We start from the raw sequence: 13962 nt of genomic DNA, 5'->3' as shown, positions 1-13962 counted from the left end.
GCACTTTTGCCTGCATCGGGCAGCCCCGAAGCCGACGAAAACCTTCTTTGACCAAAGCGTTATATCGGCCAGCTTGCGGCAGTGCGGTAAATGGGCTACGCAAGACGCGAAAATGTCTCCCGTGCCGTCCGACAACCGGAAACGGACCCCTTTCCCGAAGGGGTAGAAACAAGGACGGTGCACCCGGTTAACGCAGAGGGGTTTCTGAATGGCCGACAACAACGCCAAGCTCAACGTCGGTGGCAACGCCCACGATTTCGACGTACTTGACGGATCCATCGGACCGTCTGTCGTGAACATCTCGTCCTTGTACAAGGACACGGGCATGTTCACCTACGACCCTGGTTTCACCTCAACCGCATCGTGCGAATCCAAGATCACCTATATCGACGGTGACGAAGGCACGCTCCTGTATCGCGGATATCCGATCGAACAGCTCGCCGATCACGGCGACTTTCTGGAATCCTGCTACCTGCTTCTGTACGGTGAGTTGCCGACCAAGGCGCAGAAGGACGATTTCGTCAGTCGGGTCACCTATCACACGATGATCCACGAGCAGATGAACCGGTTCTTCTCCGGTTTCCGCCGCGACGCGCACCCGATGGCCGTCATGGTCGGCACCGTCGGTGCCCTGTCCGCCTTCTATCACGACAGCACCGATATCACGGATCCGCATCAGCGCATGGTTGCCTCGCTGCGCATGATCGCCAAGATGCCGACAATTGCCGCCATGGCCTACAAGTACCATGTCGGACAGCCGTTCGTGTATCCGCGCAACGATCTCGGCTATGCCGCCAACTTCCTGCACATGTGTTTCGCCGTCCCTTGCGAAGAATACAAGGTGAATCCTGTCCTGGCCCGTGCCATGGACCGCATCTTCATCCTGCATGCCGACCATGAACAGAACGCGTCGACTTCGACCGTCCGCCTTGCCGGCTCCTCGGGCGCGAATCCGTTTGCCTGCATTGCCGCCGGCATTGCCTGCCTCTGGGGCCCGGCCCATGGCGGGGCGAACGAAGCCGCGCTCAACATGCTGTCGGAAATTGGCTCCGTCGACCGGATTCCGGAATTTGTCGCCCGCGCGAAGGACAAGAACGATCCGTTCCGTCTGATGGGCTTCGGCCACCGGGTCTACAAGAATTACGACCCGCGTGCCCGCATCATGCAGAAGACCACACACGAGGTTCTTGGCGAGCTCGGCATCAAGGACGATCCGCTTCTGGACGTTGCCATGGAGCTGGAGAAGATCGCGCTCAACGACGAATATTTCGTCGATAAGAAGCTCTATCCGAACATCGATTTCTATTCGGGTATCACGCTTCGGGCCCTCGGCTTCCCGACCACCATGTTCACCGTTCTCTTCGCACTGGCCCGCACCGTTGGCTGGATCGCGCAGTGGAAGGAAATGGTGGAAGATCCGTCCCAGCGTATCGGCCGCCCGCGTCAGCTTTATACAGGAGCAAAGCTGCGCGACTACACGCCGATCGATCAGCGCCGCTGATCACGGCCGCCGTGGCGACGGCGGGACGAATTGGAATGTTTCAGAACGCCCCCGGTTTTCCGGGGGCGTTGTCATTTTGCCCTAACGGAACAGACCGGAACTCAAGAAATGAATTTCCGGCGATCGGCGCATTCGCGAACAGAGTATTCGGGACCCAGTTATCGGCGAATAAGACTTCGGCAAAGTCTCTCGGCAGCAAAACTGAACGAGAGGAAAACGTCCATCAACCTGCGCGCCTCTCTACTATTTTTTTAGTTTAACAACTACTTTTGCGTATTATTTGCACCAAATATATTTTTTTACTTTTACATTCTAATATTTATCACTCTTTTACAAATAATAAGGACTCTCCCCATAGCATACGTTGCAACAAGTTCGCGCGAAACGCGCTCGGGATCTTGAGGGGCTAATATGAATTTCCTGAAATTTGCGTCTGACATGAAGCTTGGCGTCAAGGTCGGAGGCAGCTTTGCAGCGGTCGTCGCGCTCACCGGAATTGTCGGTGGTGTTGGCGCCTACAGCGTCATGACGCTGTCGGAACGGATGGAAATTGCCAAACAGTCAACCTCCACCATCGCCCAGCTGCAGAACCTGGCTAGCAAGCGGGAGGATTTCCTGTCCACCCAGGACTTGCAGGCTGCCGATGCCGCCATCGTCGATATCAGCACGTTGCGCGAGGAACTGGGTGTGCTCGAAACCCAGCTCAAAGCGGATTCAGGGGCCAGGGTCGCCGTTACCGAAGCTTCGTCGGCGGTGAGCGATTTCCGCAAAGCTTTCGAGAAGGTGGTCGGGTTCACCCAGACCCAGTCGGAGAAAAAGGCACAGCTTGAAACCGCTGTCCGGAACCTGGAGCAAGCCGCTTCCCAGATCCTCGGCAAATCCCTGATGGCCCGGGACGGGGTCAGCCAGGACGAAACCAATGCCCGCAAGACGCTGGTCCTCGCCAACAAGGTCGGTCAGGCCGCTGCCGGCTTCCAGGAAGAAGCCCTGACGCTGCAAAACCTCTTCAACGCGGCCGCAAACAACGCAAAACAACTGGCGGACATCAAGAAGCGTGTCGCGGCCCTGGTCCCGTCCGCCAAACAGATGGCGGCAAACAGCTTTGAAGGCGTCGACCCCGGCAAGTTCTCACAGCTCGCGGCCAAGACCGCCGAACTCGAACAGACGCTCGACAAGCTGTCCCAGACCAAGGATTACATCGAGATCTTCGACCTCACGGATGCGGGCAAGGCCGGTTTTGACGTAATCGTAACAAGCGTGAAGGAAATCCGCTCCCAGGCAAATGTCGCTATCGACAATGTCTACGCCCAGGCGGACGAGATCAACCAGCGCTTTTATGTCGTCGACAGCGCCGCGGACACGGTCATGCAGATCGAAGCGGACGCCAATGCCGTCAAGGCTTCCGCATTCTACTTCATGCTGACTCCGGACGAAACGACCAAGGCCTCCGTCGCAGAGGGCATAGACGGGTTGAACAAGCTTGCCAGCCGCCTGGAAAAAAGCGCCAAGGATTTTCCGGCTATTGCGGACCAGGTCCCGCCGGTCAAGTCTTCGATCGACTCGTTCGCGGCAAGCTTCTCCGAACTGGCCTCCAACCAGTTTCAGCTGGGTGACCAGATCGAAACCATGAAGGACCTGTCCCAGACGGTCCAGGCACAGATTTCCAAAATCTCGGCGGATCAGGGCGCGGCCGCCCAGGCGTCGAGCGCCAGCGCCCTTGGCGTGATCACCCTGGCGCTTCTCGCAGCCGTGCTTGCGGGTGTCGGCATGGCCGTCGCCCTGAATTTCGCCGTCACCCGTCCGCTGCGCAGAACCACCGAAACCATGTCGCGCCTTGCTGAGGGCAACACGGATGTCGTGATTGACGGAACCGATCGTGGCGATGAAGTCGGCGACATGAGCCGAACCTTGCAGGTGTTCCGCGACAATGCGGTCGAACGCATCCGGCTGCAGTCCGAAACGGAGCAGGAACAGCAGATGCGGGCTGAACGCCAGTCAAGGGTCGAATCCCTGATATCCGAGTTTCGTGAAAAGGCCACAGAGGTGCTCGGCTCGGTGGCGGAAACCGCCCATACGCTGGACGGCACCGCGCAGGATCTCAGCACGATAGCAAGTCAGAATTCCAGCCTCGCGGAAAGCACCTACGGCGTGACGGACGAAGCCACCCGGAATGTCCAGACAGTTGCAAGCGCCGCGGAGGAACTGGCCGCATCGATCGCGGAAATCTCCCGCCAGGTCAACCAGACCACCCAGGTGGTGGACCGCGCCACGGAAGGAACCCAGGTCACCAACGAAAAGGTTCAGGGCCTGTCCACCGCCGCCACCAAGATCGGTGAAGTCGTCAGCCTTATCCAGGCAATCGCCGAACAGACAAATCTTCTGGCGCTAAACGCAACCATCGAGGCGGCCCGTGCAGGTGAAGCCGGCAAGGGATTCGCGGTTGTCGCGGCCGAAGTGAAGGAACTGGCCACCCAGACCTCAAGGGCAACGGAAGAGATTTCTTCCCAGATTTCCGAAATACAGGGGGCCACGAAGGACGCCGTGACCGCGATCGAGGCGATCACCCGGACCATGGACGAGGTCAACGAATACACCTCGACCATCGCCGCCGCCGTCGAGCAGCAGGGCGCCGCGACCAACGAGATTTCGGTCAATGTTCAACGGGCGGCCGAAGGCACCGGGTCGGTCAAGACCAACATGTCGGACCTCTCGCAGGCCGTCGCGCAGACCAGCCAGAACGCAAATCTTGTCCTGGGGGCGTCGAGCGAGGTGTCCCAGAAGACCGACACGCTCAAACAGGAAGTCAACCTGTTCCTCGACAAAGTCGCCAACGCTTAGCGCAACCTGGCGCCGGTCAGCGTGCCCCCGGACCGATCCCGTCCGGGGGAATCCTTTTTGAAATGAAGAAGTATCCCCTCGTCCGGCCACCATCTCGTGAACCTGAGGGCTATCCGGCCTGTGCGAATTTCATGGCTCGAAGCACCACGTCTGCCGCGGCCCCCCGCTGGCTGTAGCCGTCGGGCAACTGCATCACGCTGTCGAGTCGTGTGAGTTCCGCCATCTGCCGATCCCGTTCCGGTCCGGCCGAAAGCAGCCTCACGAGGTGATCCGAAAGAACTTCGGGCTTCACCTGGTCGTCAAGGAACTCCGGAATTGCCTTGCTGCCCAGAATGATGTTCGGCAGGACGAAGGAGTCAACGCTGGCGAATTTGAATATCCGGTTCAGATCCTTGAGACGCCGGAAAAACCAGTCGACCTTGTAGGCAACCACCATCGGCACACCGGAGAGTGCCAGTTCCAGCGACACGGTTCCGGACGCCGCGAGCGCAGCGTGGGCCTGCCGGAAGGCGCGTCTCTTGGCGTCCTGCCCGGTCACGATCTCAGGCTTCACCCGCCATGTCGCAACATCTTGTCGAATCCTATCCTCCAGGTGCGTCACCGCCGGCAGAACGACCTTCACGTCCGGCAGGCTCCGGCAGACCAGAGCGATTGTCTCCCCAAAGACCGGCAACAGGCGATCGATCTCGCTGCGCCGGCTGCCCGGCAACACCAGCAGAACGCGTTCCGCGGCCTCCAGTCCACCCCGTTCGCCGGCGGCCGGCCTGAGTTCCCCGGCCTTCTCGCTCAACGGATGTCCGACATAATGGGTTCTCGGCCCCCCCAGGCTCCGGTGCGCATCGGGTTCAAAGGGCAGGAGCGCGAGCAATTCATCTACATAGACGCGCATCTTGCGGGCACGGCCCGGGCGCCAGGCCCAGACGGACGGCGATACGTAGCCGACGATCGGAATATCCGGCGCACGTTTGCGCACGCGTTTGGCGACGTTGTGGGTGAAATCCGGACTGTCGACGATGACAAGCACATCCGGCCTGGCGGCAATCACGGCATCAACTGTCTGGTACACCCTGCGCACGATCAATGGCAGCCGGGCCAGCACGGCCGACAGCCCCATGACCGATACATCTGACATGTCGAAAAAGCTGGTCAGCCCGAGCGAAGTCATCTTCTCGCCGCCGACGCCACAATAGCGAACACCCTCCCCCAGGCGCTCGTTCAGAGCGTGGATCAGCTCTGATCCAAGCTGATCGCCTGATTCCTCACCGGCAACAATGCAGATTGTCGGCATGCGTCCGTTCATGCCGGGTCCAGATCCGCCGACCGGTCAATACCGATCAGGAAGAGTTTTGCCTGATCCGCCTTGCGGATCGTTTCATCACGCTCCGCAATCAGGGCGCCACTGGCCTCCACGGCAATGCCCGCCAGGCCGGCCGACACTGCCAGGTCGACGGTTCGAGGCCCGACCGCGGGCAGATCCACCCTGAGGTCCTGGTTCGGCTTGGCCGTCTTGACCAGCACGCCGGCGCGCCCCCTGGAGCGGATCCGACCGATCCGCCTGAGTTCCGCACAGCGCTCCAGCATCGCATCCGTTCCTTCCGCGCCTTCAAGCGCGACGACGCGTCCACCGACGGCTACGGCCGCCTGACCGATGTCCAGTTCTCCCAGTTTCTCTGTTGCCTTGAGCGCCAACTCGACGTCACCCCAATCGTCCGCTTTCGGACGAATGCTGCCCAGCACACCGCTTGCGGCCAGCAATTGCGGTGCCACATCCTTGATCCCCACGACGCGATACCCCTCGTCTTCAAACAGACGGATCACCTTGGTGAGCAGGCTGTCGTCACCGCCCGCCAATGCCCGAATGATCGTCGGCAGACGCTTCAAGGTCCCGAAATCCCCCAAGATGGAAGCAAAGTCGGGCCGTTTCGACACACCGCCGATGAGCAGGACTTCCCGGCAGTCCGTCTGTTGCAGAAACCTGTACAGGCGGCCTATTTCCCCCCAGCCAAGCTGGGTGTCAGCCCGTGCCCGGGTGTGTTGATCCGCCTCGCCCTTGATGGCGACGATCCGGAAATCCCGTCCAGAGGCGGCCAGGCCGTCCGCAATCTGACACGGCAGCGTACCATTGCCCGCTATCAGGGCAATGCGAGGCATGGTTCCCTGCGTACCCCCGGACATGGTGTCAGTCTTCGCTGCGCGGCGTACAGAACCTCCGGTCTTCCTTTTCCAGGATGAAATCCGTGACCGTCTTGACCAGCGGCTGATCCCCGGTCTCCGCGGCGACAGCTTCCGCCCGGCTGCGCAAGGTTCCGTCCTCGACTTCGAAGAGCGCCCGATAGGCCGCGCGCAGCGCGTGGATCTGTTCGCGTGGCAGCCCCTTGCGTTTCAGTCCGATCAGGTTCAGCCCTGCCAGACGTGCCCGGTCACCGATAACCGAGCCGTACGGTATCACGTCGAATTCCACACCGGTCATGCCACCAACGATGGCCCCGGTGCCGATCCGGGACCACTGGCGCACGGCACTCAGCCCACCCAGAATCACGAAATCGTCCAGTTCCACATGGCCCGCCAAGGTCGCATTGTTGGCGAGAATGGCATGATTTCCGACCTGACAATCGTGACCGACATGGGCCCCGACCATGAACAGGCAATTGTCGCCGACCCGGGTCACGCCGCCGCCGCCTTCCGTGCCGGGATTCATCGTCACGTGTTCACGGATCTGATTGTTGGCGCCGATTTCCAGACGGGTCACCTCGCCGGCAAATTTCAGATCCTGCGGCTTGTGGCCAATGCTTGCGAAAGGAAAGATGTGGGTAGCCGGCCCGATGGTCGTATGGCCGGCGACGGCAACATGCGCTTCCAGGATGACACCGTCGGCGAGTTTCACGTCGGGACCGACAACGCAATATGGCCCGATACGCACATTCTCGCCGATAACGGCCCCGTCTTCGACAATGGCCGTTGAATGAATTTCAGTCATACATCCTCACGCATCTACCAGCATTGCGCTGACTTCCGCCTCTGCAACCTTGGTCCCGTCGACCAGGGCCACGGCGTCGAACTTCCAGATATTCGAACGCTGCTTGATTTTCTTGACATGGAAGTGAACCTGGTCACCCGGCTCCACGGGCTTGCGGAACTTCGCCTTGTCGATGGTCATGAAATAGACCAGCTGCGGCGGCGCGTCATCGCCTCGGGCATGCACGCACAGCGCGCCCGCGGTCTGGGCCATCGCCTCGATCAGCAACACTCCGGGAAACACGGGGCGTTCCGGGAAGTGACCTGTAAAATGAGGCTCGTTGATGGTGACGTTCTTGATACCAATGCAGCTGTTGTCACCGTCCATCTCAATGATCTTGTCGATCAGAAGGAAAGGATAACGATGCGGCAGCAACTTCATGATCTTCATGATGTCTGCGCTGGCAAGTGTCTTGTTTTCTGCGTCTTCCATAAAATACCCCTGGGCGCGTTACTGCCGCAAAGTCATTGCTCGTTCAAATTACCGTTTACGATCCGCCGCCGCGCTCTGCAAGTTTTCTGACCGCAGCGACCTCACGGAACCACTGCTTCACCGGCTTTGCGGGCGTGCCGCCGTAGCGGCCTCCTGCGGGCAGGTCATCATTGACGACACTTACCGCCGCGACCTGGGATCCCATGCCGATCGTCACGTGACCGCGCACGCCCGTCTGGCCGCCGATGGCAACGAAGTCTTCCAGAGTACAGCTTCCCGACAGACCGACCTGGGACACCAGCACGCAGTGGCGGCCGACTACGACATTGTGACCGATCTGGACCTGGTTATCGATCTTGGTCCCCTCGCCGATCATTGTGTCCCGGTTTGCTCCCCGGTCGATCGTCGTGTTGGCGCCAATCTCGACATCATCCTGAATAATCACCCTGCCGACCTGCGGCACCTTCAGATGGCCTTGCGGCCCCATGGCATAACCGAACCCGTCCTGGCCGCAACACACGCCGGGATGCAGATAGACACGGTTGCCGAGAACCGAGTGCTGCACTGTGGAATTCGGCCCGATAACGCAATCACGGCCAATCTTCACGCCGCGCCCGATAACGGCATTGGCACGGATAACCGTACCTGCACCAATCTCGGCACCCGCGCCAATCACCACACCGGCTTCAACGGTCACCTCGTCTTCCAGGATTGCTTCCGGATCGATACTCGCACGCTCCGAAATGCTTGCGCCGACGGGGTCCCGCGGCTGCATTGCTTCCGGATAGAGATTGGCAAGCACTTTCGCCCAGGAACGATATGCGTCGGTGCAAACCAGGACCGCCACCCCTTCGGGCACCTTGTCCTTGTGCCGTTTTCCGACCAGGCACGCTGCTGCCGTGGTGGCCTCAAGCTGCTTGAGATAGGCCGTATTGTCGAAGAAGACCAGCATCCCCGGACCGGCGTCTTCCAGCGGAGCGACGCCGGTGATCTCAAGGTCGGGTTCGCCACGCATGATGTCGGCTTCCGCCCAGGAAGCGACTTCACTCAATTTTACCGGAACGGGTGTTTTGAAAAAAATCGGCTCGGACATGCTTTTATCCTTGTTGCCAGCCAACAAAAACGGCCGCCGATCATGCCGGCGGCCGTTTTTATCGCATCTGACCGCGGTTTAGAAGCGTGTACCGCCGCTCAACCGGAATACCTGTGTCTTGTCGGCATCGTCCTTGACCAGCGGGTAGGCGAAGTCAGCCCGCAGCGGTCCAAACGGAGATTTCCAGCGGATACCCGCACCCACCGATGCACGGATATTGAAGTCGTCGGAATCGATCCGTCCGCCATTGTTCTGGACCAGGTTGACCAGGCCGCTGTCCGCGTCCCACAGCGAGCCCGCATCGGCAAACACCGCGCCGCTCAGGCCGAATTCCTTCGGAATGGCCGGGAACGGGAACCGGGTTTCAGCAGACGCTGCGAAGAAGAAGCGGCCACCGATGGCATCGCCGGTCGTCGCGTCACGCGGACCGATGCCCTGGTTTTCGAAACCCCGGACAAGATTGCCACCCAGCATGAACTGCTCGGACACCCGCAACCGCTCGTCGCCAAGGGCGAAGATGTTTCCGCCGCGCACCGAAACGCTGCCAACGAGACCGTAGTCCGCCAGGATTTCCTTGTAGGCACGCGCCTGGGCTTCCGTCTTGATGTAGAAGCTGTCGCCACCGAGACCCGCGACTTCCTGACCGAACGAAGCGTAGAAGCCGTCGGACGGGTCAAGATTGCGATCCAGCGTGTTGTAGCGAAGCTCGTAACCGACAAGCGACGTCAGATAGGTACCGAGCGAGTCACAAACCGCCAGGGACAGGCTGTTCGTATTACAGTTGTTGATGCTCGTGGAGACGTTGTTCGGATCCGAGTTCTCTTCCTGGAAGATGTTGTAGAACAGACGAACGGTCAGTTCCTCTTCACGGAGCGGCAGAGTGAAACCAAACCCGCCGCCGGTCCTCTTCTGATCGAACGATCGGTAGTCGTTGGCATCATCCACCTTGCGGTACAAGTCGAGATCCAGCGCCACACGGCGGCCCATGAAGAACGGTTCAACGAAACGGAACTCGTAGGACTGCGTGTCCGTGCCGCCGCCAACGGCGATCTTCACGAACTGGCCACGGCCGAGGAAGTTCTTTTCCGTGAGCGAGATGTCGCCGATGACACCGTCAACCGTCGAATAGCCGACACCGAAGGAGATTTCACCGGTCGGCTTTTCCTCGACGCGGACATTGACGATCACACGGTCGGGTGAACTGCCCTGCTGTGTGGTGACCGAGACATTCTCGAAGAAACCGAGATTGCGCAGGCGCCGCTCCGCCTTGTCGACCAGCGCACGGTTGAAGGCATCACCTTCGGCAAGGTCGAACTCGCGGCGAATGACATATTCGCGGGTCCGGTCGTTGCCGATGATGTTGATGCGCTCAACATAGGCCCGCGGACCTTCCTCGATGTAGTAGATCAGGGAAATCGTGTTGTTGTCGTAGTCGCGCGCTCCCCGCGGACGGACGCGGGCGAATGCATAGCCTTCTTCCGAGACGCGCAGAGTGATGTCCTCGACCGTTTGCTCAACCCGCAGGGAGTTGAACGTGCGCCCGCTCTTGGTACGCACCAGGCGGCGCAACTCGTCAGGATCGACATCGGGGATCGTCGAAACGATCTCGACATCACCGATTTCGTATTTCTCACCTTCGTCGACGGTAAATGTCACGTAGAAGATGTTCTGCTCGCGATCGAGATCCGCACTGACGGAAACGATCCGGAAATCGGCAAAGCCTTTTTTGTTGTAGTAGCGGCGCAGCAATTCCTCATCCGCCGCCAAACGGTCCGGATCGTAGGTGTCAGTGCTGCGAAGCCAGCTCAGCAGACCGCTTTCCCGCGTGCGGATCACGTCACGAAGACGGCCATCGCTGAAGGAATGATTGCCGATAAAGCTGATCCGCTCAACGCCGGTCTTGGCGCCTTCATTGATTTCGAAGACCAGGTCGACGCGGTTCTGACCGCGGTCGATGAACTGCGGCTCGACGGATGCGCCGTAGCGCCCGGAGCGGCGATAGGCCTCCAGAATATTCTGGACGTCGGCCTGAACCTTGGCACGGGACAGCATGGAACGCGGCTGCGAACGCACCGCGGTTTCAAGTGCCTCATCGTTGATCTTGCGGTTACCCTCGAAGGAAACGCGATTGATGATCGGGTTCTCGGTAACCGTAACAACCACCGTTCCGCCACGCGGGGTAATGTCTACCGTGGCAAACAGGCCCGTCGCGTAGAGGGCCTTCAGGCTCTCGTCGACATCGAAGGCACTATAGGAGCGCCCGGGCACGATGGTCATGTAACTGATGACGGTTTCATCTTCGACACGGGTGTTGCCGTTGACCTGAATGCTCCGCGCAACCGCCGCATGGGCCTCGGAAACCAGAGACACAGGACCAAAGCCCTGCGGTACGGCCGAACCGATCGAAAAAATGGCTGCCGCAAGCAGAACGGCCCGTGTAAGTTTCTGCAATCGCTGCATTATTGCGCTATGCCTTTGTTTTTAATACCCCTCCCGGGAATCCGCACTTACCCCAGCAGATTCTCGGAACCGACGAGTGTTTTATAGGTTTTTACCGATAACGCAACCGCCCTTCCGGACTGAAAGCGATTTAGTCTGAAGACGTTGCGTCAATGTCACGGCTGTCATGAATCGGTGCCGACCAGCCGCATGATATCTTTCCAGGTGACAAAGACCATCAACATCAGAACCAATCCCAGTCCGATGCGGAAGCCGACATCCTGAACCCGCTCGCTCAAAGGCCGGCCGCGCAGGGCTTCGGCAGCGAAATAGACCAGGTGCCCGCCGTCGAGAATCGGCACCGGAGCAAGGTTGATCAGGCCGATGCTGACCGACAGCACGGCGGTCAGGGATATCAGCGGCAGAATGCCGAGGTCTGCGACCTGACCGGAAATCTGTGCCACCCGGATCGGGCCTCCCAGTTGGTCGGCGGACTTGCGTTGCGTGATCACGCCCCAGACATAGCTGACAGTGCCCTCGATGATCCGCCAGGTCTCCCTGCCCCCTTCAGCCACGGCCTCGAGAGGACCGTATTTGATCAGGACCACGTTTTCGGGGGTCGCCAGACCGCGCAGCCCGATATCGCCCGCCATCTGCCGTTCACCGAAAAAGACTTCCTTTTCCTTGGCGTCCGGCGTCACGGTCAGCGTGACCGGTTTGCCGTCTCGATCCACCTCGAATACGAGCGGCGTGTCGGCGTTCATGAGGACGACCTGGCGCAATTCGCTGAATGTCTGGATCTGCCGCCCATCGATCTCCGTAATGACATCCCCGGACTGGATACCGCCACGATCCGCGGCGCCACCTGCGAAGACCTCTTCCACGACAGGCCGAAGCCCCTGTTTGCCGATGGCGACAAACAGAGCAGCGAAGATGCAGATGGCCAGGACAAAATTCGCAAGCGGTCCGGCCGCCACCACGGCCGCCCTTTGCCAGACCGGCTTGGCGATGAAGGCGGTTTTGCGGTCCTCTTCGCTCATCTGGGCAATCAGTTCCCGGCTCGGTACGCTGGCAGAGTTTTCATCGCCGGCAAACTTCACGTAACCGCCAAGGGGAATCCAGCAAAGCTTCCACCTGGTGCCTTTTCTGTCCGTCCGGCCAAAAAGTTCCCGGCCGAAACCGACGGAAAAGGCGTCGACCTTGACGTTGCACCAGCGCGCGACGGCAAAATGCCCAAGTTCATGAAAAAACACCACGATTGTCAGCACGAACAGAAATGGAATGATGGTGCCGACAATGAGGGTATATGCGGAGAGAAGAAGGTCCATGAAGGGTGTCCGATCCAGCGCAGCCAGGATTGTTCCGTTGCACTGTACTAAAAGGAAAATTACGGCGTGTTAATGGTGAGCCCGATTTTTTCGCGTCCTGTCAACGCTATGAACACCTGGAATTGATCCACTTCGCGGCTCTGACCCTGGCCAGATGGTCGAGCGCCAGGACGTCCTCGACACTGTCCACCGCGGCAAGCGCGTTTTCGCTGTCAAGCTGTTCCAGAACAGCTTCAATGGCGGCGGGGATGTCCATAAAGCCTGCCTGGCGGGCAAGGAAAGCCGCCACGGCGATCTCGTCCACTGCATTGACGACGGCCGGAGCACCGCTCCCCGTCTTCATGGCGTCCAGGGCAATCCGGAGTGCTGGAAACCGGTCCAGATCCGGCGCCTCGAAAGTCAGCTGCGAGATTTCCGCGAGATCAAGCCGCCTGACCGGTACCGGCATCCGTTCGGGATAGGCGAGACAATGGGCGATCGGCGTGCGCATGTCCGGACTGCCGAGCTGCGCCAGCAAGGACCCGTCCCTGTATTGAACCAGCCCGTGCACCACCGATTGCGGATGGACGAGAACGCCGAGCTGATCGTGAGAGACAGGAAAAAGATGCGAGGCTTCAATGACTTCAAAGCCCTTGTTCATCATGCTGGCGCTGTCGATCGTGATCCTGGCGCCCATGTCCCAGTTGGGATGTTTCAAGGCCTGTTCCGGCGTCACGCCGGCCATGTCCGCCTTGGAAAACGTCCTGAAAGGACCGCCTGACGCGGTCAGGATCACCTTCTCGACCTGATCGGCACGCTCGGCCTCGAACACCTGGAAAATCGCATTGTGCTCGCTGTCGACCGGCAGCAGTTCCGCACCGGTCTCCCGGACCCTGGCCATGAAAAGATCGCCGGCGCAAACGAGGCATTCCTTGTTGGCAAGCGCGATACGCCGGCCGGGCCGGATCGCTGCCATGGTCGGTTTCAGACCGGCGGACCCGACAATGGCGCCGACAACAAGATCCGTCTCCCGGTCGACGGCTTCCAGAACCGCGGCCTCGCCCGCAGATACCTCGATGCCGGTTCCCTGCAGGCGTTCCGTCAACTCGCCGAGACGCGACTCTTCGGCCAGGATGGCTGCCCCAGCCCTGAGCTTTCTCGCCATTTCGGCCAGAAGATCGGCGTTGCTGTTGGCAACAAGGGCAACGACCTCGAACCGGTCCGGATTGCGTTCGATCAGGTCCGCGAGACTCTGGCCGATAGACCCGGTTGCTCCCAGAACGGTGATCCTGACCACATCCTTGCTGTCGTTATACGCGGGTGCACCCGCCATCGG

10 protein-coding genes are annotated in these 13962 nt (G+C 59.9%); 2 read left to right on the top strand and 8 right to left on the bottom strand.

The window, feature by feature from the left end; all coding sequences use genetic code 11:
• Nucleotides 1–208 precede the first annotated feature (208 nt).
• Together gltA and O6760_RS21830 are read left to right on the top strand one after the other, a co-directional pair.
• Nucleotides 209–1501 carry a citrate synthase gene (gene gltA / locus O6760_RS21835; protein WP_248150830.1) on the top strand — a complete coding sequence of 431 codons (1293 nt, stop codon included), beginning with the start codon at nucleotides 209–211 and terminating at the stop codon, nucleotides 1499–1501.
• Between the two features lie 411 nt (nucleotides 1502–1912).
• Entirely contained in the window at nucleotides 1913–4339 is a 2427-nt protein-coding gene (locus tag O6760_RS21830) for a methyl-accepting chemotaxis protein (RefSeq protein WP_269581786.1), read from the top strand.
• A 109-nt stretch (nucleotides 4340–4448) separates the two neighbouring features.
• On the opposite strand, the gene lpxB is transcribed toward O6760_RS21830, so the two are convergent.
• The 8 genes from lpxB to O6760_RS21790 form a co-directional block, all read right to left on the bottom strand.
• Nucleotides 4449–5639 (bottom strand): lipid-A-disaccharide synthase, encoded by a 1191-nt coding sequence (gene lpxB / locus O6760_RS21825; RefSeq protein WP_269581785.1) that lies wholly within the window; start codon nucleotides 5637–5639, stop codon nucleotides 4449–4451.
• Nucleotides 5636–6490, bottom strand: a complete 855-nt coding sequence (locus O6760_RS21820) for an LpxI family protein (RefSeq protein WP_269581784.1) — start codon at nucleotides 6488–6490, stop codon at nucleotides 5636–5638. Before O6760_RS21820 ends, lpxB begins: the two co-directional genes overlap by 4 nt.
• A gap of 28 nt (nucleotides 6491–6518) precedes the next feature.
• Nucleotides 6519–7316, bottom strand: coding sequence for an acyl-ACP--UDP-N-acetylglucosamine O-acyltransferase (gene lpxA, locus O6760_RS21815; RefSeq protein ID WP_269581783.1), 798 nt, complete (start codon nucleotides 7314–7316; stop codon nucleotides 6519–6521).
• Nucleotides 7317–7322: 6 nt separating this feature from the next.
• Nucleotides 7323–7787, bottom strand: a complete 465-nt coding sequence (fabZ, locus tag O6760_RS21810) for a 3-hydroxyacyl-ACP dehydratase FabZ (RefSeq protein ID WP_269581782.1) — start codon at nucleotides 7785–7787, stop codon at nucleotides 7323–7325.
• Between the two features lie 55 nt (nucleotides 7788–7842).
• Complete coding sequence (gene lpxD, locus O6760_RS21805; protein WP_269581781.1) at nucleotides 7843–8880, bottom strand: UDP-3-O-(3-hydroxymyristoyl)glucosamine N-acyltransferase; 1038 nt, start codon at nucleotides 8878–8880, stop codon at nucleotides 7843–7845.
• 78 nt (nucleotides 8881–8958) lie between these two features.
• Entirely contained in the window at nucleotides 8959–11340 is a 2382-nt protein-coding gene (gene bamA / locus O6760_RS21800; protein ID WP_269581780.1) for an outer membrane protein assembly factor BamA, read from the bottom strand.
• Nucleotides 11341–11504: 164 nt separating this feature from the next.
• Nucleotides 11505–12647: an RIP metalloprotease RseP gene (gene rseP, locus O6760_RS21795; protein WP_269581779.1), complete on the bottom strand. Its 1143-nt coding sequence runs from the start codon at nucleotides 12645–12647 to the stop codon at nucleotides 11505–11507.
• A 106-nt stretch (nucleotides 12648–12753) separates the two neighbouring features.
• Nucleotides 12754–13959, bottom strand: coding sequence for a 1-deoxy-D-xylulose-5-phosphate reductoisomerase (locus O6760_RS21790; RefSeq protein WP_269581778.1), 1206 nt, complete (start codon nucleotides 13957–13959; stop codon nucleotides 12754–12756).
• Between the last annotated feature and the right edge of the window lie 3 nt (nucleotides 13960–13962).

This window comes from Roseibium sp. Sym1 (assembly GCF_027359675.1).
In the GTDB taxonomy this organism is placed as follows: Bacteria; Pseudomonadota; Alphaproteobacteria; order Rhizobiales; family Stappiaceae; genus Roseibium.
This window is presented reverse-complemented; position numbering and strand designations above follow the sequence as displayed.